The 26340-nt window shown below is 64.5% G+C and carries 30 protein-coding genes; 18 read left to right on the forward strand and 12 right to left on the reverse strand.

Going from position 1 to position 26340, the window contains the following annotated elements; genetic code table 11:
* Positions 1-133 precede the first annotated feature (133 nt).
* The 5 genes from ACK6AU_RS08770 to ACK6AU_RS08790 all read left to right on the forward strand — a co-directional run bounded on the left by ACK6AU_RS08770 (position 134) and on the right by ACK6AU_RS08790 (position 3571).
* Positions 134-490 (forward strand): 4a-hydroxytetrahydrobiopterin dehydratase, encoded by a 357-nt coding sequence (locus tag ACK6AU_RS08770; RefSeq protein ID WP_007930096.1) that lies wholly within the window; start codon positions 134-136, stop codon positions 488-490.
* On the forward strand, positions 490-1680 hold the full coding sequence (locus ACK6AU_RS08775; RefSeq protein ID WP_185701945.1) for an amino acid aminotransferase: 1191 nt from the start codon (positions 490-492) through the stop codon (positions 1678-1680). The genes ACK6AU_RS08770 and ACK6AU_RS08775 overlap by 1 nt, the downstream gene beginning before the upstream one ends.
* A gap of 192 nt (positions 1681-1872) precedes the next feature.
* Positions 1873-2004, forward strand: a complete 132-nt coding sequence (locus ACK6AU_RS08780; protein WP_260498120.1) for a hypothetical protein — start codon at positions 1873-1875, stop codon at positions 2002-2004.
* Positions 2005-2081: 77 nt separating this feature from the next.
* Entirely contained in the window at positions 2082-2264 is a 183-nt protein-coding gene (locus tag ACK6AU_RS08785; protein WP_185701944.1) for a hypothetical protein, read from the forward strand.
* Between the two features lie 107 nt (positions 2265-2371).
* A complete protein-coding gene (locus ACK6AU_RS08790; protein WP_409298850.1) occupies positions 2372-3571 on the forward strand; it encodes an MFS transporter in 1200 nt (399 codons plus the stop codon).
* On the opposite strand, the gene arfB is transcribed toward ACK6AU_RS08790, so the two are convergent.
* Both arfB and ACK6AU_RS08800 read right to left on the reverse strand, forming a co-directional pair.
* Positions 3568-3981, reverse strand: a complete 414-nt coding sequence (arfB, locus tag ACK6AU_RS08795; RefSeq protein ID WP_185701942.1) for an alternative ribosome rescue aminoacyl-tRNA hydrolase ArfB — start codon at positions 3979-3981, stop codon at positions 3568-3570. The genes ACK6AU_RS08790 and arfB overlap by 4 nt on opposite strands.
* 114 nt (positions 3982-4095) lie before the next feature.
* Positions 4096-5517 carry an amino acid permease gene (locus tag ACK6AU_RS08800; protein ID WP_409298853.1) on the reverse strand — a complete coding sequence of 474 codons (1422 nt, stop codon included), beginning with the start codon at positions 5515-5517 and terminating at the stop codon, positions 4096-4098.
* A gap of 1023 nt (positions 5518-6540) precedes the next feature.
* Here ACK6AU_RS08800 and ACK6AU_RS08805 point away from each other — a divergent pair.
* Together ACK6AU_RS08805 and ACK6AU_RS08810 are read left to right on the forward strand one after the other, a co-directional pair.
* A complete protein-coding gene (locus ACK6AU_RS08805; protein ID WP_022643000.1) occupies positions 6541-6678 on the forward strand; it encodes a hypothetical protein in 138 nt (45 codons plus the stop codon).
* Between the two features lie 63 nt (positions 6679-6741).
* On the forward strand, positions 6742-7707 hold the full coding sequence (locus ACK6AU_RS08810) for a leucyl aminopeptidase (RefSeq protein WP_185701940.1): 966 nt from the start codon (positions 6742-6744) through the stop codon (positions 7705-7707).
* 68 nt (positions 7708-7775) lie between these two features.
* On the opposite strand, the gene rluB is transcribed toward ACK6AU_RS08810, so the two are convergent.
* From rluB to ACK6AU_RS08835, 5 genes are all read right to left on the reverse strand, one after another.
* Positions 7776-8957, reverse strand: a complete 1182-nt coding sequence (gene rluB, locus ACK6AU_RS08815) for a 23S rRNA pseudouridine(2605) synthase RluB (protein WP_185701939.1) — start codon at positions 8955-8957, stop codon at positions 7776-7778.
* Between the two features lie 177 nt (positions 8958-9134).
* Positions 9135-10130: an SMC-Scp complex subunit ScpB gene (scpB, locus tag ACK6AU_RS08820; RefSeq protein WP_409298856.1), complete on the reverse strand. Its 996-nt coding sequence runs from the start codon at positions 10128-10130 to the stop codon at positions 9135-9137.
* 12 nt (positions 10131-10142) lie between these two features.
* A complete protein-coding gene (locus tag ACK6AU_RS08825; RefSeq protein ID WP_185701948.1) occupies positions 10143-10841 on the reverse strand; it encodes a ScpA family protein in 699 nt (232 codons plus the stop codon).
* 120 nt (positions 10842-10961) lie between these two features.
* Positions 10962-11591: an L-threonylcarbamoyladenylate synthase gene (locus ACK6AU_RS08830; protein ID WP_185701937.1), complete on the reverse strand. Its 630-nt coding sequence runs from the start codon at positions 11589-11591 to the stop codon at positions 10962-10964.
* 13 nt (positions 11592-11604) lie between these two features.
* Complete coding sequence (locus ACK6AU_RS08835) at positions 11605-12465, reverse strand: PHP domain-containing protein (protein WP_185701936.1); 861 nt, start codon at positions 12463-12465, stop codon at positions 11605-11607.
* 87 nt (positions 12466-12552) lie between these two features.
* Between ACK6AU_RS08835 and ACK6AU_RS08840 the strand changes: the two genes are divergently transcribed.
* From ACK6AU_RS08840 to ACK6AU_RS08865, 6 genes are all read left to right on the forward strand, one after another.
* Complete coding sequence (locus ACK6AU_RS08840) at positions 12553-13149, forward strand: septation protein A (protein WP_185701935.1); 597 nt, start codon at positions 12553-12555, stop codon at positions 13147-13149.
* Between the two features lies 1 nt (position 13150).
* Positions 13151-13450: a YciI family protein gene (locus ACK6AU_RS08845; RefSeq protein ID WP_022642992.1), complete on the forward strand. Its 300-nt coding sequence runs from the start codon at positions 13151-13153 to the stop codon at positions 13448-13450.
* A gap of 111 nt (positions 13451-13561) precedes the next feature.
* Complete coding sequence (locus ACK6AU_RS08850; protein WP_185701934.1) at positions 13562-13972, forward strand: translation initiation factor 2; 411 nt, start codon at positions 13562-13564, stop codon at positions 13970-13972.
* Between the two features lie 7 nt (positions 13973-13979).
* Positions 13980-14657 carry a response regulator transcription factor gene (locus tag ACK6AU_RS08855; protein WP_409298860.1) on the forward strand — a complete coding sequence of 226 codons (678 nt, stop codon included), beginning with the start codon at positions 13980-13982 and terminating at the stop codon, positions 14655-14657.
* Positions 14658-14831: 174 nt separating this feature from the next.
* Positions 14832-15269, forward strand: coding sequence for a Spy/CpxP family protein refolding chaperone (locus ACK6AU_RS08860; RefSeq protein WP_409298862.1), 438 nt, complete (start codon positions 14832-14834; stop codon positions 15267-15269).
* A 65-nt stretch (positions 15270-15334) separates the two neighbouring features.
* Complete coding sequence (locus ACK6AU_RS08865) at positions 15335-16675, forward strand: ATP-binding protein (RefSeq protein WP_409298864.1); 1341 nt, start codon at positions 15335-15337, stop codon at positions 16673-16675.
* An 80-nt stretch (positions 16676-16755) separates the two neighbouring features.
* Here ACK6AU_RS08865 and ACK6AU_RS08870 read toward each other — a convergent pair whose 3' ends face one another.
* Positions 16756-17322 (reverse strand): NAD(P)H nitroreductase, encoded by a 567-nt coding sequence (locus ACK6AU_RS08870; protein WP_409298866.1) that lies wholly within the window; start codon positions 17320-17322, stop codon positions 16756-16758.
* A 123-nt stretch (positions 17323-17445) separates the two neighbouring features.
* On the opposite strand from ACK6AU_RS08870, the gene ACK6AU_RS08875 reads away from it, so the two are divergent.
* Positions 17446-18900 (forward strand): TrkH family potassium uptake protein, encoded by a 1455-nt coding sequence (locus ACK6AU_RS08875; RefSeq protein ID WP_409298868.1) that lies wholly within the window; start codon positions 17446-17448, stop codon positions 18898-18900.
* Here ACK6AU_RS08875 and ACK6AU_RS08880 read toward each other — a convergent pair.
* Positions 18857-19918, reverse strand: a complete 1062-nt coding sequence (locus ACK6AU_RS08880; protein ID WP_185701928.1) for an AraC family transcriptional regulator — start codon at positions 19916-19918, stop codon at positions 18857-18859. The two genes, ACK6AU_RS08875 and ACK6AU_RS08880, sit on opposite strands and share 44 nt — an antisense overlap.
* Positions 19919-20077: 159 nt before the next feature.
* On the opposite strand from ACK6AU_RS08880, the gene ACK6AU_RS08885 reads away from it, so the two are divergent.
* On the forward strand, positions 20078-20389 hold the full coding sequence (locus tag ACK6AU_RS08885; RefSeq protein ID WP_022642985.1) for a DUF962 domain-containing protein: 312 nt from the start codon (positions 20078-20080) through the stop codon (positions 20387-20389).
* 85 nt (positions 20390-20474) lie between these two features.
* Here ACK6AU_RS08885 and ACK6AU_RS08890 read toward each other — a convergent pair whose 3' ends face one another.
* Positions 20475-21296 (reverse strand): UDP-2,3-diacylglucosamine diphosphatase, encoded by an 822-nt coding sequence (locus ACK6AU_RS08890; RefSeq protein WP_185698112.1) that lies wholly within the window; start codon positions 21294-21296, stop codon positions 20475-20477.
* Between the two features lie 132 nt (positions 21297-21428).
* On the opposite strand from ACK6AU_RS08890, the gene ACK6AU_RS08895 reads away from it, so the two are divergent.
* Together ACK6AU_RS08895 and ACK6AU_RS08900 are read left to right on the forward strand one after the other, a co-directional pair.
* A complete protein-coding gene (locus ACK6AU_RS08895; protein ID WP_409298871.1) occupies positions 21429-22244 on the forward strand; it encodes an AraC family transcriptional regulator in 816 nt (271 codons plus the stop codon).
* Between the two features lie 46 nt (positions 22245-22290).
* Positions 22291-23184, forward strand: coding sequence for a DMT family transporter (locus ACK6AU_RS08900; protein ID WP_185698110.1), 894 nt, complete (start codon positions 22291-22293; stop codon positions 23182-23184).
* Here the strand turns inward: ACK6AU_RS08900 and ACK6AU_RS08905 are convergent.
* Positions 23178-23465 carry a SelT/SelW/SelH family protein gene (locus tag ACK6AU_RS08905; RefSeq protein WP_185698109.1) on the reverse strand — a complete coding sequence of 96 codons (288 nt, stop codon included), beginning with the start codon at positions 23463-23465 and terminating at the stop codon, positions 23178-23180. The two genes, ACK6AU_RS08900 and ACK6AU_RS08905, sit on opposite strands and share 7 nt — an antisense overlap.
* Before the next feature lie 71 nt (positions 23466-23536).
* On the opposite strand from ACK6AU_RS08905, the gene ACK6AU_RS08910 reads away from it, so the two are divergent.
* On the forward strand, positions 23537-25726 hold the full coding sequence (locus tag ACK6AU_RS08910; protein ID WP_409298874.1) for a patatin-like phospholipase family protein: 2190 nt from the start codon (positions 23537-23539) through the stop codon (positions 25724-25726).
* A gap of 100 nt (positions 25727-25826) precedes the next feature.
* Here the strand turns inward: ACK6AU_RS08910 and ACK6AU_RS08915 are convergent, their stop codons facing one another.
* The gene (locus ACK6AU_RS08915; protein WP_085595951.1) at positions 25827-26261 is read right to left on the reverse strand and encodes a MarR family transcriptional regulator; all 435 of its coding nucleotides are present in this window, start codon (positions 26259-26261) and stop codon (positions 25827-25829) included.
* Positions 26262-26340: the final 79 nt, after the last annotated feature.

The raw sequence follows: 26340 nt of genomic DNA on the forward strand, positions 1-26340 counted from the left end.
CCGCCTGGGACAGGTGACAAATGGCGGCCCGGCCACGTCGGACCGACATTTTTCGCCGATACCCGGAAGAGATTGCCCAGCGCAGCAGTTTTCCCCAGCCTGCCCCAACAAGAATCGATTTCGGGAATACACCATGACCGCTCTGAACCAAGCCCATTGCGAAGCCTGCCGCGCCGATGCCCCCCAGGTCAGCGACGAAGAACTGCCGGTGCTGATCAAGCAGATCCCTGACTGGAACATCGAAGTTCGCGACGGCGTGATGCAGCTGGAAAAAGTCTTCCTGTTCAAGAACTTCAAGTTCGCCCTGGCCTTCACCAACGCCATGGGCGAGATCTCCGAGGCCGAAGGCCATCACCCGGGCCTGCTGACCGAATGGGGCAAGGTGACCGTGACCTGGTGGAGCCACTCCATCAAGGGCCTGCACCGCAACGACTTCATCATGGCCGCCCGCACCGACGAAGTGGCCAAGACCGCAGAAGGACGCAAGTAATGCATTTCGACGCCATCGGTCGTGTGCCTGGCGACCCGATTCTCGGCCTGATGGGGGCCTACGCCAGCGACCCCAACCCGCGCAAGTTCGACCTGGGCGTGGGGGTCTACAAGGACGCCCAGGGCCTGACGCCGATCCCGCGCTCGGTAAAACTGGCCGAACAGCGCCTGCTGGAAAGCCAGGACACCAAGATCTACATCGGTGGCCACGGCGACGCGGCCTTCGGCAAGGTGATCAATGAACTGGTGCTGGGCAGCGCTTCGCCGCTCATCGCCCAGCAACGCGCCGGGGCTACCCAGACCCCAGGCGGTACCGGTGCCCTGCGCCTGAGCGCCGACTTCATCGCCCACTGCCTACCGGGCCGTGGCGTGTGGCTGAGCGATCCGACCTGGCCGATCCACGAGACCATCTTCGCCGCGGCCGGGATCAAGGTCAGCCACTACCCCTACGTGGGCAGTGACAACCGCCTGGACGTCGAAGCCATGCTGGCGACCCTGAACCAGGTGCCGGAAGGCGACGTGGTGCTGCTGCACGCCTGTTGCCACAACCCCACCGGCTTCGACCTGAGCCAGGCCGACTGGCAACGGGTGCTGGAGGTGGTGCGCAGCCGCAAACTGCTGCCGCTGATCGACTTCGCCTACCAGGGCTTCGGTGATGGCCTGGAGCAGGATGCCTGGGCCGTCCGGCTGTTCGCCGCCCAGCTGCCGGAACTGCTGATCACCAGCTCCTGCTCGAAGAACTTCGGCCTGTATCGCGACCGCACCGGCGCCCTGATCGTCTGCACCCAGGATGCCGAGAAACTGCTGGACGTACGCAGCCAACTGGCGCACATCGCCCGCAACCTGTGGTCCACGCCACCGGACCACGGCGCCGCCGTGGTAGCGACCATCCTCGGCGATGCGCAGCTCAAGAGCCTCTGGAGCGACGAAGTGGAAGCCATGCGCCTGCGCATCGCGCAACTGCGTGCCGGCCTGGTGGAAGCCCTGCAGCCCTATGGCCTGGCCGAGCGCTTCGCCCATATCGGCGTACAACGCGGGATGTTCTCCTACACCGGCCTGAGCCCCGCCCAGGTCCAGGAACTGCGTGAACACCACAGCGTGTACATGGTCAGCTCGGGCCGGGCCAACGTGGCCGGGATCGACGCCAGCCGCCTGGATCAGCTGGCCGAAGCCATCGCCCGGGTCATCTAGCCAAGGGCTTGCCGGCGAGGATGGCCCCTGGCGCCTCCTCGTCGGCGATCGGTCCTCGATGAACCGCCTTTCATCCTGAAAAGTGCGATAAAAATCTTTTTGTCATTTCCAGTGCTGTATCCTGCCCAGGCTTTTTTAAAAGCGCGGACCTACCCAGCGATTTAAAAAACAGACTTTGCGAGGAGCAACGATATGCACGAGATCCCGAATCTCCCCTTCCCGAGCCTGCACGAAACTGAGCAGACAACCCCGCCGCAAACCAGTGCCGAACAGCCTGCTGCGAAAGAAGCCGCCGACAGCCGCAAGGCTGACCGCGAAGAGTGAAGAAGCTCTAGCCAGACCGTGTGGAAAGCGCTACTCAAGCGCTTTCCACACCGCCTGAATCCTCTCCCGAGCCCTCGATGACCAACACCTTCGACGAAACCCAGGCCAACGTACTGATTGGCGCCACGCAGCAGATGATCGAGATGTGGAACCGCCTCGCCCCGGAGAAACAGGCCGCCCTGCTGGCTCGTTTCGGCACCCGGGAAAACGCCCTTGCCGCCCTGGTCACCACCCGCCTGCTGGACAACCAGGACACCTGAGCCTGTACTCGAGCCCATGGGGCACATCGATTTCTTCCCCTGCCCCCGCCCTCACACCGGTATCATGAGCAGCCTATCTATCTAGCTGCAGTAGCGGACCCCTTCCCATGCCAGATACCCAGCGCCCCTTGGCGGTCACGCTGCAAGTCGTTTCCATCGTCCTGTTCACCTTCATCGGCTACCTGAATATCGGCATACCCCTGGCGGTGCTTCCCGGCTACGTCCATAGCGACCTGGGCTTCGGCGCGGTGATCGCCGGCCTGGTGATCAGCGTGCAATACCTGGCCACCCTCCTCAGCCGCCCTTACGCCGGGCGCATCATCGACAACCAGGGCAGCAAGCGCGCGGTGATGTACGGCCTGGCGGGCTGCGGCCTGAGCGGCGTGTTCATGCTGGCTTCGGCCTGGCTGCAAGCATGGCCGGTGCTGAGCCTGGCCAGCCTGCTGCTGGGGCGCCTGGTACTGGGCAGCGCGGAAAGCCTGGTGGGCTCGGGCTCCATCGGCTGGGGCATCGGCCGCGTCGGGGCGCAGAATACCGCCAAGGTAATCTCCTGGAATGGCATCGCCAGCTACGGCGCGCTGGCCATCGGCGCGCCCCTGGGCGTGATGCTGGTCGACCGCCTGGGACTGTGGAGCATGGGCGCGGGCATCATCCTGCTGGCCGTGCTGGGCCTGCTGCTGGCCTGGCCCAAGCTCGCCGCGCCCATCGTCGCCGGTGAACGCCTGCCATTCATCCACGTGCTGGGCAAGGTCTTCCCCCACGGCTGCGGGCTGGCCCTGGGCTCCATCGGCTTCGGCACCATCGCCACCTTCATCACCCTCTACTACGCCACCCGTGACTGGTCCAACGCGGTGCTGGCCCTGAGCCTGTTCGGCGCCAGCTTCATCGGTGCGCGACTGCTGTTCGGCAACCTGATCAATCGTCTCGGCGGCTTTCGCGTGGCGATCGCCTGCCTGTCGGTGGAGACCCTGGGACTGTTGCTGCTGTGGCTGGCCAGCGACGCCCACTGGGCCCTGGCCGGCGCGGCGCTGAGCGGTTTCGGGTTTTCCCTGGTATTCCCGGCCCTGGGCGTCGAGGCGGTGAACCTGGTGCCCGCCTCCAGCCGAGGCGCGGCGGTAGGGGCCTATTCGCTGTTCGTCGACCTGTCGCTGGGCATCACCGGGCCGCTGGCCGGGGCGATCGCCGCCAGCGCAGGCTTCGCCTCGATCTTCCTGTTCGCCGCCCTGGCCTCTTGCAGCGGGCTGCTGCTGAGCCTGTACCTGTATCGCCAGGCACCACGACAGCGCCAGGACCGTAGCGCGACCTAGAAATCCACCTTGCCGCGCCCGGCCTTGATGCTGCCCCGCTTGGCCTTGCCTTCCAGGCGACGCTTCTGCGAACCCAGGGTCGGCTTGGTCGGGCGGCGCTTCTTCTGCACCTTGACGGCGCCCTGGATCAACTCCACCAGGCGCAACAGTGCATCGGCGCGGTTCTGCTCCTGGGTGCGGTATTGCTGGGCCTTGAGAATCACCACCCCATCGCTGGTGATCCGGCTGTCACGCAGCGCCAACAGGCGTTCCTGGTAGAAAGGCGGCAGGGATGAGGCGCGAATGTCGAAGCGCAGGTGCACGGCGCTGGAGACCTTGTTGACGTTCTGCCCACCGGCGCCCTGGGCGCGAATGGCGGTCAGCTCGATCTCGGCATCGGGCAGATGCACGTTGTTGGAAATCACCAGCATGGAACAGCAATCCTTTTTAGCGGCCCACAGGATACGCCCATTCCCCTGCCATTACGCCAGGGCCAGAAATGACAAACCCGGCCGAAGCCGGGTCTGTCGAGGCAGCGAGCGCGCTTATTTCAGCACGGAGCCGGCGGCCTGCAGCGGCTGCTGGGCGGCACGCTTGTTCTTGATGCTGTAGCAGACCCACATGAAGACCAGCCACACCGGAATCGCGTACACCGAAACCTGGATGCCGGGGATCATCAGCATGATGCCCAGGATGAACACCACGAACGCCAGGCAGATGTAGTTGCCATAGGGGTACCACAGGGCCTTGAACAGCGAGGTCTGGCCAGTGCGGTCCATGTGCTGGCGGAACTTGAAGTGCGAGTAGCTGATCATCGCCCAGTTGATCACCAGGGTCGCCACCACCAAGGACATCAGCAGCTCCAGGGCATGCTGCGGGATCAGGTAGTTGAGCACCACCGCGACGAAGGTCACCACCGCCGAGGCGAGGATCGAACGCACCGGCACGCCGCGCTTGTCGATCTTGGCCAGGCCCCGCGGGGCATCGCCCTGCTCGGCCATGCCCAGCAGCATGCGGCTGTTGCAATAGGTGCCGCTGTTGTACACCGACAGCGCCGCGGTCAGGACCACGAAGTTGAGGATGTGCGCCGCGGTGTTGCTACCCAGCATCGAGAACACCTGGACGAACGGGCTGCCGCTATAGGCATCGCCGGAAGCGTTGAGGGTAGTCAGCAGGGTGTCCCAGGGAGTCAGCGACAGCAGCACCACCAGGGCACCGATGTAGAAGATCAGGATGCGATAGATCACCTGGTTGATCGCCTTGGGGATCACGGTCTTCGGCTTGTCGGCCTCGGCCGCTGTGAAACCGAGCATCTCCAGGCCACCGAAGGAGAACATGATGATCGCCATGGCCATGACCAGGCCGCTGACACCATTGGGAAAGAAGCCGCCATGGGACCACAGGTTGCTCACCGACGCCTGCGGGCCGCCATGACCGCTGACCAGCAGGTAGCTGCCCAGGGCGATCATGCCGACGATCGCCGCCACCTTGATGATGGCGAACCAGAACTCGGCTTCGCCGAAGACCTTGACGTTGGCCAGGTTGATGGCGTTGATCAGTACGAAGAACGCGGCCGCCGAGGCCCAGGTCGGGACGTCCGGCCACCAGTAGTGGATGTACTTGCCGACCGCAGTCAGCTCCGACATGCCCACCAGGATATACAGGATCCAGCAGTTCCAGCCCGAGAGGAAACCGGCGAAGCCGCCCCAGTATTTGTGGGCGAAGTGGCTGAAAGAGCCGGCTACCGGCTCCTCGACGATCATCTCGCCCAGTTGGCGCATGATCATGAAGGCGATGAAGCCGCAAATGGCGTAGCCGAGGATCATCGCCGGGCCGGCGGACTTGAGCACCCCGGCCGACCCCAGGAACAAACCGGTACCGATTGCGCCACCCAGGGCGATCAATTGGATATGGCGATTTTTCAGGCCGCGTTTCAGCTCGCCTGACTGCGAGTTTTGTCCACTCATAAAAACTTTCTCACGCAAGGTTTGATGATATTTGCAGACGTTGCCGCCCGGTGAAGGCTTAAGCGGCGCGGATCAAACCCCAGCGCAAGCACCAGAAGTTCAGCGTTTTTTTAACGGTCATGCGTCACCTGTTTGTTTTTATCTGTGACTAAATCGAACCCATCGCGCTCGTGACGCGACGGAATGAACAAGGTGGATAACCTTGAGTTATTGGTTCTGTGCAGGTGTTTCCAGGGCTATGCAGGCAGGCTGGAAACCGCTGTCCAGACGCAAAATGCGCGGGTACGCAGTGGGGTCACAGTTAAAACGCCGGGCATTGTACACCCCTGCCCCCCTGCCGCCAGACATCGCTGTATCAGCGTGCCGGTAACCGGGATCTTGCGTGGCCTGCTCGATGCTCGGCATCGGCGGCGAAAAATGAGACGGACCGAGTGGGGTCGTCGATGGAAAAGCGACGGTCGACGCTCTTCGAAGGGGATCGATGGAAGTCGGTTACGGCGTTCATTGCGCCTCCTTCTTGTTATGCACCTGTACGCAGGCAGGTGTACATCTCACCTGCCCGGACGGCCTGGAACAAGCGGGCCAGAGCCTTTGGCAGCCGATGGCGAGCGGTCCTGCGGAAAATTTTCCTTACAGATAAAAAACGAGCGTCCATCCACGGGGCAAAGCGCCATATTTCGTAAACATGCCTTTACACGCCGTAACGTAGATTTGCCATTCCGCTACCAGGCCTGGACCGCCTGCAAATTGACGCTAGCGTGCCCCAGCTCGCAGAAGCTGCCTAGGATTCTGTTTTATGAGGTGAATTTCCCCAACCAAAATAGAAAATAAAGTTCATAAAAAAATATTCTAATTATTTTTTTGCACTTCAAAACACCCTGGTCTAGGTTTCCAGCCACTTGCCGGCTCAGTCACCCGGCAAGCTCGAGGAACGAATGGGCGGCTTCGGCAACCCTCCGTTCACGGCTGTCGATCCGTTCCGCCAATGGACTGCCAAGCGCAATGTCATTCAGGAGAAGCACCATGCAAGCACTGGAACAAGAGCTGGAAACCGAACTGCAACTGGACGACTGGTTCGAAGCTGCAACCCACGATGCGGCCGTGGAAATGATGCAAGCCGATGCCGTGGTGCCATTCGGCACCGCCATGTGGCCGATGTAAGACGCCCGCGGACCGGGGCAGGCCCTGCCTGTTCCGGTCATCTTTGTCCTACAGGGAGGTTTTATGGACCAGACTCGCGCCATCCGTCATTTCCTGTACTACCTGGAACGGCACCCGGCCCTCGACGGCCTGGCAACCGCCCAGGTGCTGATCGGCCATACCGCCGAGTACCAGGCCATGACCCTGGCCATCATCGAACAAGCCCGCCAGGCCACGCCGCTGACCATCAGTGCCCTGCGCCTGGACCTGGAGCCGGCCGAGAACCTCGTCCGGGCCATCACCGAATGCGACCTGTACATTTTTTTCTACGATTCCTCGACCCTGCCCCAGCCGCGCCCCGACGGTCCGGAATTCCTCCGCCCGCTCCATGGGCTGATGGCCGAGCACTGGAAGAAATCCTTGCTGTTCAAGGACTACGGCGAGTACTTCTACGACACCTTCAGCGTCGAGCCCCAGCGCATCGCCGACCTCAACGCAACCCTGATCCGCCGCCTGTCCCAGGCCAGCACCCTGAGCTTCAGCGATCCCCTGGGGTCGTACTTCGAGGCGCCACTGCACACGGTGAAGAAGTGGACCGATATCAACGGCGTGGGCAACTACGACCTGGCGCCGGGCGAGATCGCTACCCACAGCGACGAAATCAATGGCCATGTGAAGTTCCTCGGCACCTTCCTCAGTACCATTCCCTTCGCCCGCAAATACGGGGTCCTGCAGGTGCCGCTGGAGCTGTGGATCGAGAACTCGAGCATCCGCCAGGTAGCGAGCCAGGTGCCCGGCCTGGTCAACGACTTCAACAAGTACCTGGATGCCAACCCGTCGAACCGGCGCATCGAGGAACTGGGCATCGGCACCAATGAAGGCATCAAGTCGCTCTACGGACGCAACTCCGGCTTCGAAGAACGCCATTGCGGGCTGCATCTGGGGCTGGGCGGGGGCGCCAAGGGTAGCCACCATCTGGACCTGATCTTCAGCTCCGGGGTACTGGCAGCGGACCGCAAGCCGGTATTCGACGGCCGGTTCGCCTTCTAGCCCGGCCAGGATGGCCGGCAAAAAAAACGCCAACCCGAAGGTTGGCGTTGTTTCATCCCAGGAGGGGCTTATTCCGGCTTGCGTCGACCGAAGCCCGGACGCTGGCCGCTACCGGCCGGAGCGCCACGGCGCTTGCCCGACGGTGCATCCTGGTCCAGGCCCGGGCTTGGGCGCTTGGATTTCGGCGCAGGGCGCTTGGTATCCGCCGGACGTTCGGCTACCGGGGTTCCACGGCTCGCTGCCGGGCGCGGGGTCCGTGGAGCGCGCTCGCCATCCTGGCGGCCAGCCGGCTTGCGGCCAGGGCGTTCGGCTTCCAGTTGCGGCTCGCGCGGGGCTCGCGGGGCGACCGGGGCACCATTGGCCGGGCGCAGGGTGCGCACACGCTCGCCCTTGGCCATCGGCCGCGAGGATTTGCGCTGCATGCGTTCCAGGCGGTCCTTGGACTTGGCATTGAGCTGCGGCATCGCCACCGGCGCCAGGCCGACTTCGGCGCTGAGCACATCGACTTCGTACTGGCTCATTTCGCGCCAGCGGCCCATGGGCAGGTCGGAGTTGAGGAACACCGGGCCGAAACGCACGCGCTTCAGGCGGCTGACCACCAGGCCCTGGGATTCCCACAGGCGGCGCACTTCACGGTTGCGACCTTCCATCACCACGCAGTGGTACCAGTGGTTGAAACCTTCGCCGCCGGGAGCTTGCTGGATATCGGTGAACTTGGCCGGACCGTCTTCGAGCATGACGCCCGCCTTGAGGCGCTCGATCATCTGGTCATCCACCTCGCCACGCACACGTACCGCGTACTCGCGGTCCATCTCGAAGGAAGGGTGCATCAGGCGGTTGGCCAACTCGCCGTCGGTGGTGAACATCAGCAGGCCGGTGGTGTTGATGTCGAGGCGGCCGATATTGATCCAGCGGCCTTCGCGCGGGCGTGGCAACTTGTCGAATACGGTGGGGCGGCCTTCCGGGTCGTCGCGGGTGCAGATCTCGCCGTCGGGCTTGTTGTACATGATCACGCGGCGCACCGACTCGGCGGCCTCTTCGCGCTTGACCACCTTGCCATCGATGGAAATGGCATCGTGCAGGTCGACACGCAGGCCCAGGGTGGCCTCCACGCCGTTGACCTTGATCCGGCCCTGGCTGATCCAGGCCTCGACGTCGCGGCGCGAGCCGACGCCGATGCGGGCGAGGACTTTCTGCAGTTTCTCGCCGGCTGGACGGATTTCCTGGTCGTTCTGGTCTTTGTCGCTCATCTGGGCACCTCCCGGTGTGGCGCTTCAGGCCGAGCCGCCTGAAGGCATGGAAACAGGTTCTATGGCAATGGGCTCGCCAAAAGGTGGCGAATCATACGCTGATGGCGGCGGTTGCGCATCACAGACTAGTCGATCATCGGCCATCGTGGCGCTTTTCCGCTGGCCGGCGGCCGCGTGTCAATCCTCCAGCAGGCGCCGCTCTTGCTCGATCGCCTCGGCCAGGGCCTGGGCCTCGGCTTCTTCCTCGCTCAGATGCGGTTCCAGGGACGCCACGGCGGCCAACAGCTTGGCCCGGGCCTCGGCGACACCCAGCACATCGTCCCCCGGCGCCTCGGGCGACTCGTCCGCCGGGAAGTCCGCCAGAGGCTCCAACGGCTCGCCGCTGGCAGGTTCAGGCGGCTCGCCAGCAACGGTTGCACTGGGCTCCTGCGCCTCGTGAAGCTCGTCCTGTTCGGGGTCGTCACGGTGCAGATCGTCGAAATCGGTCTTGAGCCCTTCTTCCATGGAGTCCAGCTCCAGCAACAAGGTATGGAAGCTGGTTTCCTCCTTGGGCGGCTCGGGCTCGGCGCTGGCGTCGGCCAGTTGTTGCAGATGCTCGGGCACCGGCGCATCGTCGAACTCCAGCACCGGCTCGGCCTCCATCTCGCGCAGTTCGGCCAGCGGCGGCAGCTCGTCGAGGCTCTTGAGGTTGAAGTGATCGAGAAAGGCCTTGGTGGTGGCGAACATGGCCGGCTTGCCGGGCACGTCGCGATACCCCACCACTCGAATCCACTCGCGCTCGATCAGGGTCTTGACGATGTTGCTGTTGACCGCCACGCCGCGCACATCCTCGATCTCGCCACGGGTGATGGGCTGGCGGTAGGCGATCAGCGCCATGGTTTCCAGCAACGCACGGGAATAGCGCTGGGGCCGCTCCTCCCAGAGACGGCCGACCCAGGGAGCGAACTTCTCGCGGATCTGCAGGCGATAGCCGGAGGCTACTTCCTTGAGCTCGAAGGCACGCCCCTCGCAGGATTTGCCCAATAACGCCAGGGCCTTCTTGAAGACCGCCGGGCCAGGCCGCTCGGCCTCCTCGAACAGTTCGTAGAGGCGCTCCAGGGACTGGGGCTTTCCCGAGGCCAACAGGAAGGCTTCGAGCAGGGAGGCCAGCTCGCGGGGTTCATTCAGGTTCATGATTTAAGCTCGTTATTCGGCTCGCGCCCGTACGTGGATGGCCGCAAAGGGCTCGTTCTGCACCAGCTCGACCAGGGACTCCTTGACCAGTTCGAGGATCGCCATGAAGGTCACCACCACCCCCAGGCGCCCTTCATCGGCGCTGAACAGCTCGACGAAGGGCACGAAACCGCCGCCCTTGAGGCGCTCCAGCACATCGCTCATGCGTTCCCGGGTGGACAGGGCCTCGCGGCTGACCTGGTGGCTTTCGAACATGTCGCCTCGGCGCAAGACCTCGGCCATGGACATCAGCACCTCTTCCAGCGCCACGTCCGGTAACAGCTTGCGCACCTGGGCCTGGGGCGCATCGAGCTTGGGCACCAGCACCTCGCGACCGACCCGGCTCAACTCGTCGATGCCTTCGGCGGCGGCCTTGAAGCGCTCGTACTCCTGCAGGCGACGGATCAGCTCGGCCCGGGGGTCCTGCTCTTCTTCCTCGATCTCGGCCGAACGCGGCAAGAGCATGCGCGACTTGATCTCGGCCAGCATGGCCGCCATCACCAGGTACTCGGCCGCCAGCTCCAGGCGCACCGACTGCATCAACTCCACGTAGCCCATGTACTGGCGGGTGATCTCCGCCACCGGGATATCGAGGATGTCGATGTTCTGCTTGCGAATCAGGTACAGCAGCAAGTCCAGCGGGCCCTCGAAGGCTTCGAGGAAGACCTCCAGGGCATCGGGCGGGATGTACAGGTCCAGGGGCATTTCCATGACCGCCTGGCCGTAGACCATGGCGAATGGCAGCTCCTGCTGGGCGCCGGCCTGCTCGTCGACGGTTTCCACTGCGGACATCTAGGCCTCGGCCATGAAGGGCGCTGGATCGCCGCAACCGACGCGGATCACTTGCGGCTCGCCATCGGCGAGGCTGATCACCGTGGAGGGTTCGGTGCTGCCGAAACCGCCGTCGATGATCAGGTCCACCTGGTGCTCCAGCAACTGGCGCATCTCATGCGGGTCGCTCAAGGCCTCGGTATCGCCGGGCATGATCAGGCTGACGCTCATCAGCGGCTCGCCCAGTTCGGCCAGCAACGCCAGGGCGATGGGATTGCTCGGCACCCGCAGGCCGATGGTGCGGCGCTTGGGATGCAGGAGCAGGCGCGGCACCTCACGGGTGGCATTGAGGATGAAAGTGTAGGGCCCGGGCACATGGGCCTTGAGCAGGCGGAAGGTGCCGGTATCGATCTTGGCGAACAGCCCCAGTTGCGAGAGATCGCTGCAGATCAGCGCAAAGTTGTGCTTGTCGTCCAATTGCCGCAGGCGCCGGACCCGCTCGATCGCGCCCTTGTCGCCCATCTGGCAGGCAACGGCGTAGGACGAATCCGTGGGGTAGATCACCACACCGCCGCCGCGAATGATCTCCACGGCCTGCTTGATCAGGCGTGGCTGGGGGTTTTCCGGGTGGATCTGGAAAAATTGACTCACTGTCTCTACCTGCTCAGGCGGCAATAATTGGCTCATGCTTGAACCGACACCAAAGTGGCGGCAGGTCCTCGGGAACCGGGCGGTACTCACCGATCTCGGACCAGCCCCCCGGGCCATGAAAATCACTGCCGGCGCTGACCAGCAGTCCGAATTCACGGGCAAGGATGGACAGGCTGCCCACTTGCTCCGCGGGTTGGTGACCATTGACCACCTCGATGGCGTGGCCACCGGCTTGAATATAGTCGGCAATCAGGCGGCGACGCTTGCTGCGGGTGAAATCGTAGTGCCAGGGATGGGCCAGGCTGACCCAGGCGCCCGCCTCGCGCAGGGTGGCGACGGTTTCCTCCAGGGTCGGCCAGTGCTGCTTGACGTCCCCCAGCTTGCCGGCGCCGAGCCATTTGCGAAATGCCTCGGCACGATCCTTGACGAAACCCGCACGCACTAGATAGTCGGCGAAATGCGGGCGCGCCGGGGCATTGCCGCTGTCGCCCAGCTCCTGCTGGATCGCCCGGGCGCCCTCCAGGGCTCCCGGCATGCCCTTGAGGGCCAACTTGCGGCTGATTTCCTCGGCTCGCAGCCAGCGTCCTTCATGCAGCTTGCCGATGGCCTGCACCAGCGCCTGGGCCTCGACGTCGAAGCCATACCCCAATACGTGAATGGTTGCACCGCCCCACGTGCAGGACAGCTCGACACCGTTGACCAACTGCATGCCCAGCTCCCGGGCGGCGGCGCGCGCCTCGGCCAGGCCCTCGACGGTATCGTGGTCGGTCAGGGACAGGATTCGCACACCTTTCTCATGCGCCCGGGCCACCACCGCCGCGGGCGCCAGGGCGCCGTCGGAGGCCGTGCTATGGCAGTGCAAATCAATGTTCACGGGACGGTAAAACCTCGAATCAGCTGGCGCTTTCGCTACCTGGGATGTTTGTTATTATGCCGACACATCCTGCTTCTGGCTGCCACTGTGAAACAATTCATCGACTTCATCCCGCTGTTCCTGTTCTTCATCGTCTACAAAATCGACCCTCGCGTCGTCGACCTCGCCGGTCACCAAGTCACCCTGGGCGGCATCTACAGCGCCACGGCGGTGCTGATCGTCAGCTCCCTGGTGGTCTATGGTGCGCTGTTCGTCTCCCAGCGCAAGCTGGAGAAAAGCCAGTGGCTGACCCTCATCGCCTGCCTGGTGTTCGGCAGCCTGACCCTGGCCTTCCACAGCGAAACCTTCCTCAAGTGGAAAGCCCCGGTGGTCAACTGGCTGTTCGCCCTGGCCTTCATCGGCAGCCACTTCATCGGCGACAAGCTGCTGATCAAGCGCATCATGGGCCACGCCCTGAGCCTGCCGGACGCCGTCTGGACCCGCCTGAACATCGCCTGGATCGCGTTCTTCCTGTTCTGTGGCGCGGCCAACCTGTTCGTCGCCTTCACCTTCCAGAGCATCTGGGTCGACTTCAAGGTATTCGGCAGCCTGGGCATGACCGTACTGTTCCTGGTGGGCCAGGGTATCTACCTGTCGCGCCACCTGCATGACACCGACTCCACCACTCCGAAAACCGAGGACTGACATGCTTTACGCAATTATTGCCACAGACGTCGCCAACTCCCTGGAAAAACGCCAGGCCGCGCGCCCGGCGCACCTGGAGCGCCTGAAGCAGCTCCAGGCCGAGGGACGGGTGGTGCTGGCCGGCCCGCATCCAGCGGTGGACAGCGAAGATCCGGGCGCCGCGGGCTTCACCGGCAGCCTGATCGTTGCCCAGTTCGACTCCCTGGCCGCCGCCCAGGCCTGGGCCGAGGCCGATCCGTTCGTGACCGCTGGCGTCTATGGCAACGTTCTGGTCAAGCCCTTCAAGCAATCCATGCCGTAACCCTCCCTCCCACGCGGTGAACCTTAGCGGTTCATCGCGTTCTCAATCGCTCATTATTCTCGTTTGACGGCCGACAACCTGCCCAACATCCGATTGGAATCAGGAGTTTCGATGCGCCAAGGTCCGTTGTGCCTGTTGTTGGTCATGTTGTCGATCGGGTCCCCGGCACTCGCCGAGGAACCCCAGGAAGGCGGCTACTCGACGCCGCTGTCCCTGAGCGCCGGTAGCCAGATCACCGAGCTGCAGCAACGCTTGAAGGAAAGCGAGCGCCAGCGCGAGGAATTGAGCAAACAGCTGCAAAGTGCCGACGCCGAACGGGAAAGCCCACAACTGGCCCGCTTGCGCCAGGAGAACCAGCGCCTCAAGCTGCAACTCAAGGAGGCCCAGGCCAACCCGGCGCCGCGCCTTTTGACCGAACAGCAACAATGGTTCATCACCGGCGGCGGCGTGGCCCTCATCGCCCTGCTCTGCGGTATCTTTGCCAGTGGTGGGCACCGCCGACGTCGACAATGGCTAAATTGAGTGATTCATGAGCGACCTGTTACTGATTGATGATGACCAGGAGCTGTGCGAGCTCCTGAGCAGTTGGCTGAGCCAGGAAGGCTTCCAGGTTCGCGCCTGCCATGACGGCCTCAGCGCCCGCCGGGCCCTGGCCGACAACACACCGGCAGCCGTGGTGCTGGACGTGATGCTGCCCGATGGCAGCGGCCTGGAGCTGCTCAAGCAACTGCGCAACGACCATCCGGAACTGCCGGTGCTGATGCTCTCGGCCCGTGGCGAACCCCTGGACCGTATCCTCGGCCTGGAACTGGGCGCCGACGACTACCTGGCCAAGCCCTGCGACCCTCGCGAACTCACCGCCCGCCTGCGTGCCGTGCTGCGCCGCAGCCACCCCGTAGCGACCTCCAGCCAGTTGGAGCTGGGCGACCTGTGCTTCAGCCCGGTACGCGGAGTGGTCACCCTCGACGGCCAGGACATCAGCCTGACGGTTTCCGAAAGCCGCCTGCTCGAAGCATTGCTCAAGCAACCGGGCGACCCCCTGGACAAGCAGGAACTGGCGCAGATCGCCCTGGGCCGCAAGCTGACCCTGTACGACCGCAGCCTGGACATGCACGTGAGCAACCTGCGCAAGAAGATCGGCCCCCACCCCGACGGCCGCCCCCGGATCGTCGCCCTGCGCAGCCGCGGCTACTACTACAGCCTCTAGCCACTTGACCGTAGCCGCTCTGGAACAAGCGACAACATCACCAACGGCGGTTTTGTCAGCGCGCCGGCCTTGCGTCTTTACTCAAGCTTTACCCTCAGCTGACCGCCGCTGACCTTGAGGTGCGTAACCTGCACTCATCCGGAACCGACCGGGAATGAGACAAGGAGACACACCATGCGCAAGACCCTGATCGCCCTGATGTTCGCCGCCGCCCTGCCGACCGTGGCCCTGGCCATGCCTGAAGGCAACGGCCCCATGGGCCCGATGGATGGTCCACGGCACAGCGAGCACATGCGTGGCAAAGGCCCCTGGAGCCAGCTGGACCTGAGCCGCGAACAGCGCCAGCAGATCGACAAGCTGATGGGCGAGCAAATGCACGAACGCAAGGCGCTCGTGGAGAAGTACCTGGAGAAACTTTCCCCGGCCGACCAGAAGGCCATGAAGGACGAGCTGGCCGCCAGGCACCAGAAGACCCAGGCCGATATCCGCGCCCTGCTCAAGCCAGAACAACAGAAGCAGTTCGACGCCAACCTCAAGAAAGAGGAAGAGCGCCGCGCCGAATGGGCCCAGTTCGAGGCCTGGAAAGCGCAACAGCCGCAAAAAGCGCAATAATGCGCTAGCGTCCCTCCCCAGCCCAGTGGCCCCGCCACTGGGCTTCGTGCATTCAAGGAGTCTTCGTGCGTTCATTGTTCTGGCGTGTCCTGGCCAGCTTCTGGCTGGCCATCACCCTGGTTGCCGGGCTGTCGATCCTGCTGGGCCACATACTCAACCAGGACGCCTGGATCCTCAGCCGCCACCCGGGCCTCAACAGCCTTGCCGAGCAATGGACGCAGACCTACGAGGAACAAGGCGAAGACGCCGCCCAGGAAATCCTCCGGCAGCGCAAGCGCCAGTATCACATCGACGTCCAGGTGCTCAACGAGAGCGGCGACCCGGTGGTGCGCGGCACCTTCCCACCCCGCGCGGCCGCCCTCGAGGCACGCCAGAACAACGATGACCGACGCCTGCCCTGGCGCCGCCTGACGGTCGAATACACCAGCCCGCGAAGCGACGACACCTACCTGTTCATCTACCGCATTCCCCACCCGGAACTGAACGCCTGGCATCGCGACAGCCTCACCTGGCCGCTCAGCGCCCTGGTTATCGCCCTGGTGGTGCTGACCCTGTTCAGCCTGCTGGTGACGCTATCGATCACCCGCCCCCTGAGCCGCCTGCGCGGCGCGGTGCATGACCTGGGCCAGACCACCTACCAGCAGAACAGCCTGGCCCGGCTGGCCAACCGCCGTGACGAATTCGGCGTACTGGCCCGGGACTTCAACCGCATGGGCTCGCGCCTGCAAGGGCTGATCGGCAGCCAGCGCCAACTGCTGCACGACGTATCCCATGAACTGCGCTCGCCCCTGGCACGCCTGCGCATCGCCCTGGCGCTGGCGGAACGGGCCGCCCCCCAGGAACGCGAACAGCTCTGGCCGCGACTGACCCGTGAATGCGATCGCCTGGAGGCCTTGATCAGCGAGATCCTGGTCCTGGCCCGGGTCGATGCCGACAACGCCAGTGCCGAGCAGGTGGACCTCAATGCCCTGCTCCTGGCCTTGCAGAAAGACGCACAGCTGGCTTGCTCCGAGCAACGGGTACAGATCGAGGCCCAGCCCCAACTGCAAATACGTGGCTGGCCTACCCTGCTCGAACGGGCCCTGGACAACCTGCTGCGCAATGCCCAGCGCTTCAACCCGGCCGGGCAACCGATCGAGGTCCAGGCCCGGCGCCAGGGCGACCGAATCCTGGTCAGCGTGCGCGACCATGGCCCCGGGGCGCCCGAGGAGTACCTGGCCCAGCTGGGCGAGCCGTTCTTCCGTGCCCCCGGGCAAAGCGCCGCCGGGCATGGCCTGGGCCTGGCCATCGCGCGCCGCGCGGCAGAACGCCACGGCGGCAGCCTGCTTCTTAACAACCATGCCCAGGGCGGTTTCATCGCCACCCTGGAACTGCCGCTGGTTCCCGGTGCCGTGGTCCAGGCCTGAATGCACGACGGGCAAGTCGCCGCCACCGGGGCCGGTGACGACGTACTTGCCCGCTAGTAACGCGAGATCGCCGGAGCCGGTCAGGCCTTGGCGGTCCAGGCGCTGACGAACTCGCGGGTATCGACTTTCGGCGCGATCCGCGGCTCGTTCAGTGGCGTCCCCAGATACAGGAAAGCGATGACTTCTTCCCCTTCGGCCAGGCCCAGGCCCTTGGCCACATGGGGCGAGTAGGACAACTCGCCGGTACGCCACACGGCGCCGATGCCCTGGGCGTAGGCCGCCAGCAGGATGCCATGGGCCGCACAACCCGCAGCCAGCAATTGCTCGCTGCGGGGTACCTTGAAGTGCTCTTGCAAGCGGGCGACCACCACGACCACCAGGGGCGCGCGCAGCGGCATGGCCCGGGCCTTGTCCACTGCAGCCTGAGTCACTTCGCCGCCCTGCAGTTGCACCGCCTCGACCAGCAACTCGCCCAGTCTGTCGCGCGCCTCGCCCTCCACCGTCAGGAACCGCCAGGGCCGCAATTGCCCATGATCGGGGGCTCGCAGGGCGGCGGCGAACAGCGCCTCACGCTGCTGCGCATTGGGAGCAGGCTCGACCAGGCGGGGCACGGAAACACGGTTGAGCAAAGCGTCGAGAGCCTCCATCGGCCACCTCCTTGGAAAAAATGTCCGGCTATTCTAGCGGTATCCGCTGACCGGGTGCCTGGTTTACATGCCCTGCCTCGCAGGTAGAATGAGCGCCTTTCTCTCCCAGCCCGAGCTGAACACATGGCGTTGCCGACCCTCAGGATCATTGGTTTCATCATCGGCATCTTCCTGATCACCCTGGCCGTCGCCATGGTCGTGCCCATGGTGACGCTGGTGATCTTCGAGCGCACCGGCGACTTGCCATCGTTCCTCTGGGCCAGCCTGATCACCTTCATCGCCGGCCTGGCCCTGGTTCTGCCGGGGCGACCCGAGCATGTCCACCTGCGCCCCAGGGACATGTACCTGCTGACCGTCTCCAGCTGGGTGGTGGTGTGCATCTTCGCCGCCCTGCCGTTCCTGCTGACCCAGCACATCAGCTACACCGACTCGTTCTTCGAGAGCATGTCGGGCATCACCGCCACCGGTTCCACCGTGCTCAGCGGGCTGGACGACATGTCCCCGGGGATCCTGATCTGGCGTTCGTTGCTGCACTGGCTGGGAGGCATCGGCTTCATCGGTATGGCGGTGGCGATCCTGCCGCTGCTGCGCATCGGTGGCATGCGCCTGTTCCAGACCGAGTCCTCGGACCGCTCGGAGAAGGTCATGCCGCGCTCGCACATGGTGGCCCGGCTGATCGTCGCCACCTACCTGGGCATCACCATCATCGGCAGCCTGGCGTTCTGGTGGGCCGGAATGAATGTGTTCGACGCCATCAACCACGCCATGTCGGCGATCTCCACCGGCGGTTTCTCCACCTCGGACGAGTCCCTGGCCCACTGGAAGCAACCGGCGGTGCACTGGGTGGCCGTGCTGGTGATGATCCTCGGCAGCCTGCCGTTCACCCTGTACGTGGCGACCCTGCGTGGCAATCGCCGGGCGCTGCTCAAGGACCAGCAAGTCCAGGGGCTGCTGGCCATGCTGCTGGTGACCTGGCTGGTACTGGGCACCTGGTACTGGTGGACCACCAACCTGCATTGGCTCGAAGCCCTGCGCCACGTGGCGCTGAACGTGACCTCGGTAGTCACTACCACCGGATTCGCCCTGGGCGACTACAGCCTCTGGGGCAATTTCTCGCTGATGCTGTTCTTCTACCTGGGTTTCGTCGGTGGCTGCTCGGGTTCTACCGCCGGCGGGATCAAGATCTTCCGCTTCCAGGTGGCCTACATCCTGCTCAAGGCCAACCTCAACCAGCTGATCCACCCTCGGGCAGTGATCAAGCAGAAGTACAACGGTCATCGCCTGGACGAGGAAATCGTCCGCTCGATCCTGACTTTTTCGTTCTTCTTCGCCATCACCATCTGCGTGATCGCCTTGGCCTTGTCGCTGCTGGGCCTGGACTGGATGACCGCCCTGACCGGCGCCGCCAGCACCGTTTCCGGCGTGGGCCCAGGCCTTGGGGAAACCATCGGCCCGGCGGGCAACTTCTCCACCCTGCCGGATGCCGCCAAGTGGATCCTGTCCCTGGGCATGCTCCTGGGGCGCCTGGAGATCATCACGGTGTTCGTGCTGTGTATTCCGGCGTTCTGGCGTCATTGACCGAGGCCGGCAACTCCGCCAGCCGCGCCCGGTACTCGCCGGGCGTGGCATCGAACCAGCGACGGAAGGCCCGGAAGAAGTTGCTCGGATCGGCGAACCCCAACAGATAGGCGATCTCCAGCAACGTCATGTTCGGCTGCGCCAGGTACTGCTCGGCCAGTTCCCGGCGCGTGTCGTCGAGCAGCGCCTGGAAGCTGGTGCCCTCTTCCTGCAGGCGACGCTGCAGGGTGCGCTGGGACAGGTGCAGGATCTGCGCTACCCGCTCGCGCTTGGGCTCGCCCTGGGGCAACAGGCGGCATAGCACCTGGCGCGCCTTGTGGGTCACCCGGCTTTCGGAGAAACGCGCCAGGTACTCGCCGGCAAACCGGTCGTGCAACTGGGCCATGGCCTCGTTGGCAGTGGGCAACGTGCTCTCCATGTCGGCCCGCTCGAAGATCAGCGCATCGAAGGGCGCGGCGAACATCAGCGGCGCATGGAACATGTCCTTGTAGGGCTGGGTGTCCTCGGGTTGCGGCCCCTGCAACATCACCTTGCGTGGCCGCAGGTCACGGCCGGTGAGCCAGCCGCACAGGGCCAGGGCGCAGGCCAGGGACGCCTCGGCGCTCTGCCGGGTCGGCGGCAGGTGGTCGCCATGCACCGTGAGGATCAACGCATAACCTTCGGGCAACAGGCGAAAGCTCAGATCGGCGCTTTCGGCGATGATCCGCTGGTAACGCACCAGGCGCTGGAAGCCCTCGGCCAGGGTCCGGCTCGACATCAGGGCATAACCGGCCACATTGAAGGACGCCGGGCGCACCACCTTGCCCATGTTCAAGCCGATCGCCGGGTTGCCGGACAGCTCCACCGCCCGTTGCCACAGCCGGGTCATGGAGTCCTGGGTGAAACGCGCGTCCGGATCTTCCAGGGCGGCATAGTCGAGCCCCAGTTGCTCGAACAGGACACGACAATCCAGGCCATCCATTTCCAGGGCCTTGACGATTCCCAGGGTCCAGCTCGCCGACGTGGTTCGTTCGCTCATGGGGGCTTCTTATATGATGAGCCGCAGGTAACGGCCAATTTCGCAAGGATACTAAAGTGGCGCCTATTGTCACTGGCCGCTGCGGCCCGGGACTCTAGACTCAGGTAGGCTCCTTGCAGAGCACCCGCTCACATGACAACAAGCACCGAGACCGCAGCCATGGAAAACGTCCGCCAGTTCCACAGCTTCGCCGAGTTCTACCCCTATTACCTGAGCGAACACAGCGACAGCACCTGCCGCCGCCTGCACTTCATCGGCACCACCCTGGTGATCTTCCTCCTGGCCCTGGCCATCGGCAAAGGTGCCTGGCTGTTGCTGCTGGCCTTGCCGGTGGCGGGCTACGGCTTTGCCTGGGTCGGGCATTTCTTCTTCGAGAAGAACCGCCCCGCGACCTTCCAGCATCCGCTGTACAGCCTGCTGGGCGACTTCGTCATGTACCGCGACATGCTGCTGGGCAAGGTGCCCTTCTAGGCCGGGCCACGGCCCGAGGGGAGAGGTTGCTGCAAAGGTGGCGCGAGCCGGTCGGCCCGACTCAGGCCAACGCGAACCCCGGGATTCAGGCAGGTTCGGCCAGCTTCATGCGCTCGGCCTTGAGCTGGGCCTCGCGGGCCTGGGCCTCGGCCAGGCGATAGAGCTCGATGGTGCCATCCCAGTGCTCGATCAGCGCCGTGCAGGATTCCACCCAGTCCCCGCAGTTGAGGTACTCCACCTCGCCCACCTTGCGGATCTCGGCATGGTGGATATGGCCGCAGACCACGCCGTGCAGCTCGCGCTTGACGCATTCATGGGCGATGGCTTCCTCGAAATCACTGATGAAGCTCACGGCGGTCTTGACCTTGTGCTTGAGGTAGGCCGACAACGACCAGTAGCCATAGCCGTAGCGCGCTCGCCAGTGGTTGAGCCAGCGGTTGAGGGTCAGGGTGAACTCGTAGGCCGAATCGCCCAGGAACGCCAGCCAGCGGTGATAGCGGGTGATGACATCGAACTGGTCGCCGTGGATCACCAAGAGGTGACGGCCATCCGCGGTGACGTGCACCGCCTCGTCCACCAACTGGATGTTGCCCAGGATCAGCTTGGAATAGCGCCGCAGGAATTCGTCGTGGTTGCCGGTGACGTAGATCACCTCGGTGCCGCGCTTGCTCATGGTCAGCAAGCGGCGGATGACGTTGGTGTGGGCTTGGGGCCAGTACATCCCGCCCCGCAGCTTCCAGCCATCGATGATGTCGCCCACCAGGTAGATGCGGTCGGCCTGATAGCTCTTGAGAAACTGCGCCAGGTGCTCGGCCTGGCAATCCCGGGTGCCCAGGTGCACATCCGAGATCCATAGGGTGCGTACCCGCTGCTTGCGGCTGGGTTTGGCGAGTTCGGCATGGGTCATGGACGCTCTCCGGGATTTTTTGCGAGCTTGCGCCCAAGCGGTTAATGGCCCATGACGGATATGCGGCAGAGCGATGACAGCGCGAAAGGCCCGACGGCCGGTGTAGACTGCGGGCCTGCCAAGGAGACCGCGATGGGATCTATCCTCACCCTGCGCCACTATAGCCACGACCTGATCGCCCACAGCCACGAGCATGCGCAACTGGTATTCGGCCTTTCGGGCCAACTCGACTTCGAGGTCGAGGGCCAGGGCAGCCAAGTGCGGCAGCAGAGCTTCGTGGTGGTGCCGGCCGGCGCCCGGCATATCTGCGGCAGCCCCGGCGGCAGCCAGTGCCTGGTGCTGGACATACCCGGCGAACATTGGCTCGGCCAGTCCCTGGGAGAACATGCCGAGGCCAGCCGGCGCTTGCTCGACAGCCCGCGGCGCCAGGTCCTGGCGCCGAACCAGAGCCGCCTGGTCAACTGGCTGGCGGACAGCCCGGTGGACGACCCGGTGATCGCCCAGCAAGGGGCGGTGCTGCTATTGGCCAGCCTCAACCAGCCGGCCGCTGGCCACCCTGGTGAACGACGCCTGCCTTTTGCCGCGCTGAACGCCCATATCGATCGCCACGCCGCCCATCCCTTGCAGGTGGCCGACCTGGCGCGAATCGCCGGTCTGTCTGGCACTCGCCTGCACGCGCGCTTCATCGCCGAATGCGGGCGCACGCCCATGGACTACGTGCGCAGCCGGCGCCTGCACATGGCCGTGGAACTGTTGCGTGGCTCATCGATGCCCATCGGCGAGGTGGCCGAGCGCGTAGGCTATGGCTCCCAGAGCGCTTTCTCGGCGGCGATATTGCGCGAATTCGGCCGCTCGCCCCGCCAGTTGCGGCAAGAAGCGCACGCGAGTTGCTCGACAAAAGCCGGCAGCCTCGCGACAGACGACATCGGTGCCGGCCCCGTAGACTGAGCCCATCGTCCCGGCCATCACGGCCCGTCTTGCGTTAAGGAATGACATGACCCCGCGTACCGCCCTTGGCGCCCTGCATATCGGCGCACTGATGTTCGGCCTGACCGGTGTGTTCGGCAAACTGGCCGCCGCTTCACCGGCGGTCATCGTATTCGGCCGCGCGGCCTTCGCCGTGCTCGCCCTGGGATTCTTCGCCCGCCTGGCCAGTAATGCGCCCTGGCAGCGGCTGGCCACCGGCGACTGGTTGCGCTTGCTGCTCAGCGGCCTGCTGCTGGCGGGCCACTGGGTGAGTTTCTTCGTCTCGGTCAAGATCGCCGGCGTGGCCATCGCCACCCTCGGTTTTGCCAGCTTCCCGGCCTTCACGGTGATTCTCGAAGGCTTGATCTTCCGCGAGCGGATCCGCACCAACGAGATCCTGCTGGTAGCCCTGGTGAGCATCGGCCTGGTGCTGGTCACCCCGGACTTCGACCTCGCCAGCCAGGCCACCACCGGCCTGCTCTGGTCCGTGGCCTCGGGCTTGCTGTTCTCCCTGCTGTCGTTGAACAACCGCGCCGGCTCGGGACGGATTCCAGCGGTACAGGCGGCGCTGTGCCAGAACCTGGTGGTGGGCCTTTGCCTGCTGCCGGTGGCGGCGCCGGAACTGGCCGAGGTACGCGCCATGGACTGGCTGTGGATCAGCCTGCTGGGCATCTTCTGCACCGGCCTGGCCCACAGCCTGTTCGTCGCCAGCCTGGCGGTGATCAAGGCTCGCACCGCGGCGGTGGTCTTCGCCCTGGAGCCGGTCTACGGGATCACCGTGGCCTGGGTGCTGTTCGGCGAGAACCCGACCCTGCGCATGCTGCTGGGCGGGGCCTTGATCATCACCGCGATCGTGGTCTCCAGCCGCCTGTCCGCGGGTTCAGGCAGCAAGGGCAAAACCGCCCAGGCCAGCTCTCACTGAGACCGGTCGTTGTGGCCCAGGTCGCGCTCGGGATCGATGCAGTCGCGGACCCGTTGCTTGAGCACCTTGGCTTCGGGAAAACCGCCATCGGCCTTGCGCTCCCAGATCTGCACGCCATCGCACTGGATACGGAAAGTACCGCCGGTGGCGGGCTCCAGGGAGACCTTGGCCAGGTCCTCGCTGAAGGTGCTCAACAGCTCCTGGGCCAGCCAGGCCGCTCGCAGCAGCCACTGGCACTGGGTGCAATAGGTGATGGTCACTTCGGGTTTACGTTCAGTCATGGTACGGCCAGGTCCTGAGTTAGAGGGCGTCGCTATAATAGCCGGCTTTATCGCCAGCCCCGAGAAGCCTGATGCGCCGCTTGCTGTCTTGCCTGTTGCTCTGCCTGCTCCCCGTGATCGCCCCTTGCGCCGAGCCTGCGCCTCCGAAAATCGGTCTGGTGCTGTCCGGTGGCGCCGCCCGCGGCCTGGCCCATGTCGGGGTGCTCAAGGCCCTGGAAGAACAAGGCATCCGCATCGACGCCATCGCCGGCACCAGCATGGGGGCGGTGATCGGCGGGCTCTACGCCTCGGGCTACCCGATCGACGAGCTGGAGAAGCTGGCCCTGGAGATCGACTGGAAGCAGGCCCTGTCCGATGCTCCGCCCCGGGAAGACGTGCCCTTTCGGCGCAAGCAGGATGACCGCGATTTCCTGGTCAAGCAGAAGCTCAGTTTCCGCGACGACGGCAGCCTGGGCCTGCCGCTGGGCGTGATCCAGGGCCAGAACCTCGCCCTGTTGCTGGAAAGCAAGCTGGCCCACGCCAGCGACACCCGCGATTTCGACAAGCTGCCGATCCCGTTCCGGGCGGTAGCCACCGATATCGCCAGCGGTGAAAAAGTCGTGTTCCGCAAGGGCCACCTGCCCCAGGTGATTCGCGCCAGCATGTCGATCCCGGCGGTATTCGCCCCGGTGGAACTCGACGGCCGGCTGCTGGTGGACGGCGGCATGACCGACAACATCCCGCTGGACGTGGCCCGGGAAATGGGCGTGGATATCGCCATCGTGGTGGATATCGGCACACCGCTGCGCTCGCGCAAGCAACTCAATACCGTGGTCGACGTGCTGACCCAGTCCATCACCCTGATGACCCGGCGCAACTCCGAGGAACAACTGGCCGCGCTGCACAAGGACGACGTGCTGGTCCAGCCGGCGCTCTCGGCATTCGGCGTCACCGATTTCGGCCGTGCCCAGGAGATCATCGACGCTGGCTACCGCGCCACCCGCATCCTCGACACCCGACTGGCCCACCTGCGCCGGGAAAATCCGCAGCCCGCACAGCTCACCGCCGCCCGCCAGCCCAGCCAGCGCACGCCGATCATCAGCCAGATCAAGGTGGAAAACGATTCCAAGGTCAGTGACGACGTCATCCGCTACTACATTCGCCAGCGCATCGGCGAGCCCCTGGACCTGGGCCGCCTGGAAACCGACATGGGCACCCTCTACGGCCTGGACTTCTTCGAGCAGGTGCAGTACCGGGTGATCCACAAGGGCCAGGACAATACCCTGGTGATCAGCGCCCGGGGCAAGCGCAGCGGCACCGACTACCTGCGCCTGGGCCTGAGCCTGTCCGATGACTTGCGCGGCGACAGCGCCTTCAACATCGGCGCCAGCTACCGCATGAACGGCATCAACAGCCTCGGCGCGGAATGGCTGACGCGACTGCAGATCGGCGACCGCCAGGAACTGTACAGCGAGTTCTACCAACCGCTAGATGCCGGCTCGCGCTACTTCGTCGCCCCATTCATCAGCGCGCAGTCGCAAAACGTCGAGGCCACGCTGGACAACGACCCCATCGCCGAATACCGGGTCGAGCGCTACGGCTTCGGCCTCAACCTGGGCCGGCAGATCGGCAACAGCGGCGAGGTGCGCTTCGGTGTGGGCGAAGCCTGGGGCAACGCCGATGTGCGCATCGGCGACCAGGACCTGCCGAAGCTGCACTTCAACGAAGGCTACTATCAGCTGCAGTACTCCTTCGACTCCCTGGACAACGTCTACTTCCCCCACTCGGGCGAAGACGTCCACCTGACCCTGCGCCAGTTCGAACCGGGCCTGGGCTCGGACAAGCACTACCGGCAATGGGAGTTCAAGCTGGACAAGGCCCTGAGCAGCGGCCCCAACACCTTCATCCTCGGCGGGCGCTATGGGCGGACCCTGGACGCCGCCGACGTGGTGACGTCCAGCTTCCTGCTGGGCGGCGCACGACAGTTGTCAGGGTTTCGCCAAGACGCCCTGTCGGGACAGAACATCAGCCTGGCCCGCGCGGTGTATTTCCGCCGCCTCACGCCACGCTCCTACCTGCCCCTGGACTTCCCGCTGTACCTGGGCGGCTCCCTGGAACGGGGCCGGGCCTGGAACAACGACAACGCCTTCGACAGCGGCTACATCAACGCGGCCAGTATCTTCCTGGGCTTCGATACGCCACTGGGGCCGCTGAATTTCAGCTATGGCTTCAACGACGAAAACCAGAAGGCCCTGTCGCTGAACCTGGGCCAGACCTTCTGACAAGCGTGCGCCAGCGGCCCGCTGGCGCAGCGGCGACCAGCAGGACCAGCAGTGAAGGGAGATGATGGAGACCGGAGCCAGGCGGCTCCGGTCGAAGACTTCAGGACTTTTCCAGGTTGGCCAGGATACGTCCGTGGACACGCATGCAAACCCGCATGTCCTCTTCATCGACGCCGATGAACAATTCATGGCGCAAGGCGGTGGCGATGGTCTCGATCTGGTCGATCAGGGGGCGCGCCGAAGGGCAGAGGACGATTTTCTTCGCCCGGCGGTCTTCCATCACCGATTGCCGCTGGACCAGGCCCTGGGTTTCCAGGCTATCGAGCAAACGGGCCAGGGTCGGCCCTTCCACGCCGACGCTTTGCGCCAACTCGCGCTGGGTCGGTGCCTCTTCGAAACGGGCCAGGTGCAGCAGCACCAGCCAGCGGGCTTGCGACAGGCCCAGGCCAGCCAGGCGGCGGTCCAGTTCAGCACGCCAGCCGCGGGACATATGCGCCAGCTGCATGCCAAAACGGTGTTCATCGGTCAACGGCATAAAACACTCCTGATAAGGATGTCAATCACGACACACTAATTATTAAGCAGCTAAGCATGCCCATTGCAATTCGGCAAGT

It is taken from the genome of Pseudomonas sp. KCJK8993 (genome assembly GCF_046230915.1).
GTDB classification, from domain to species: Bacteria; Pseudomonadota; Gammaproteobacteria; order Pseudomonadales; family Pseudomonadaceae; genus Aquipseudomonas; species Aquipseudomonas piscis.

What these genes read in the sequence shown, in the direction of transcription:
- ACK6AU_RS08770 (WP_007930096.1), top strand. Translation starts at nt 134, where the DNA reads ATGACCGCTCTGAACCAAGCCCATTGCGAAGCCTGCCGCGCCGATGCC.
- ACK6AU_RS08775 (WP_185701945.1), top strand. Translation starts at nt 490, where the DNA reads ATGCATTTCGACGCCATCGGTCGTGTGCCTGGCGACCCGATTCTCGGC.
- ACK6AU_RS08780 (WP_260498120.1), top strand. Translation starts at nt 1,873, where the DNA reads ATGCACGAGATCCCGAATCTCCCCTTCCCGAGCCTGCACGAAACTGAG.
- ACK6AU_RS08785 (WP_185701944.1), top strand. Translation starts at nt 2,082, where the DNA reads ATGACCAACACCTTCGACGAAACCCAGGCCAACGTACTGATTGGCGCC.
- ACK6AU_RS08790 (WP_409298850.1), top strand. Translation starts at nt 2,372, where the DNA reads ATGCCAGATACCCAGCGCCCCTTGGCGGTCACGCTGCAAGTCGTTTCC.
- arfB (WP_185701942.1), bottom strand. Translation starts at nt 3,981, where the DNA reads ATGCTGGTGATTTCCAACAACGTGCATCTGCCCGATGCCGAGATCGAG.
- ACK6AU_RS08800 (WP_409298853.1), bottom strand. Translation starts at nt 5,517, where the DNA reads ATGAGTGGACAAAACTCGCAGTCAGGCGAGCTGAAACGCGGCCTGAAA.
- ACK6AU_RS08805 (WP_022643000.1), top strand. Translation starts at nt 6,541, where the DNA reads ATGCAAGCACTGGAACAAGAGCTGGAAACCGAACTGCAACTGGACGAC.
- ACK6AU_RS08810 (WP_185701940.1), top strand. Translation starts at nt 6,742, where the DNA reads ATGGACCAGACTCGCGCCATCCGTCATTTCCTGTACTACCTGGAACGG.
- rluB (WP_185701939.1), bottom strand. Translation starts at nt 8,957, where the DNA reads ATGAGCGACAAAGACCAGAACGACCAGGAAATCCGTCCAGCCGGCGAG.
- scpB (WP_409298856.1), bottom strand. Translation starts at nt 10,130, where the DNA reads ATGAACCTGAATGAACCCCGCGAGCTGGCCTCCCTGCTCGAAGCCTTC.
- ACK6AU_RS08845 (WP_022642992.1), top strand. Translation starts at nt 13,151, where the DNA reads ATGCTTTACGCAATTATTGCCACAGACGTCGCCAACTCCCTGGAAAAA.
- ACK6AU_RS08850 (WP_185701934.1), top strand. Translation starts at nt 13,562, where the DNA reads ATGCGCCAAGGTCCGTTGTGCCTGTTGTTGGTCATGTTGTCGATCGGG.
- ACK6AU_RS08855 (WP_409298860.1), top strand. Translation starts at nt 13,980, where the DNA reads ATGAGCGACCTGTTACTGATTGATGATGACCAGGAGCTGTGCGAGCTC.
- ACK6AU_RS08860 (WP_409298862.1), top strand. Translation starts at nt 14,832, where the DNA reads ATGCGCAAGACCCTGATCGCCCTGATGTTCGCCGCCGCCCTGCCGACC.
- ACK6AU_RS08870 (WP_409298866.1), bottom strand. Translation starts at nt 17,322, where the DNA reads ATGGAGGCTCTCGACGCTTTGCTCAACCGTGTTTCCGTGCCCCGCCTG.
- ACK6AU_RS08875 (WP_409298868.1), top strand. Translation starts at nt 17,446, where the DNA reads ATGGCGTTGCCGACCCTCAGGATCATTGGTTTCATCATCGGCATCTTC.
- ACK6AU_RS08880 (WP_185701928.1), bottom strand. Translation starts at nt 19,918, where the DNA reads ATGAGCGAACGAACCACGTCGGCGAGCTGGACCCTGGGAATCGTCAAG.
- ACK6AU_RS08885 (WP_022642985.1), top strand. Translation starts at nt 20,078, where the DNA reads ATGGAAAACGTCCGCCAGTTCCACAGCTTCGCCGAGTTCTACCCCTAT.
- ACK6AU_RS08890 (WP_185698112.1), bottom strand. Translation starts at nt 21,296, where the DNA reads ATGACCCATGCCGAACTCGCCAAACCCAGCCGCAAGCAGCGGGTACGC.
- ACK6AU_RS08895 (WP_409298871.1), top strand. Translation starts at nt 21,429, where the DNA reads ATGGGATCTATCCTCACCCTGCGCCACTATAGCCACGACCTGATCGCC.
- ACK6AU_RS08900 (WP_185698110.1), top strand. Translation starts at nt 22,291, where the DNA reads ATGACCCCGCGTACCGCCCTTGGCGCCCTGCATATCGGCGCACTGATG.
- ACK6AU_RS08905 (WP_185698109.1), bottom strand. Translation starts at nt 23,465, where the DNA reads ATGACTGAACGTAAACCCGAAGTGACCATCACCTATTGCACCCAGTGC.
- ACK6AU_RS08910 (WP_409298874.1), top strand. Translation starts at nt 23,537, where the DNA reads ATGCGCCGCTTGCTGTCTTGCCTGTTGCTCTGCCTGCTCCCCGTGATC.
- ACK6AU_RS08915 (WP_085595951.1), bottom strand. Translation starts at nt 26,261, where the DNA reads ATGCCGTTGACCGATGAACACCGTTTTGGCATGCAGCTGGCGCATATG.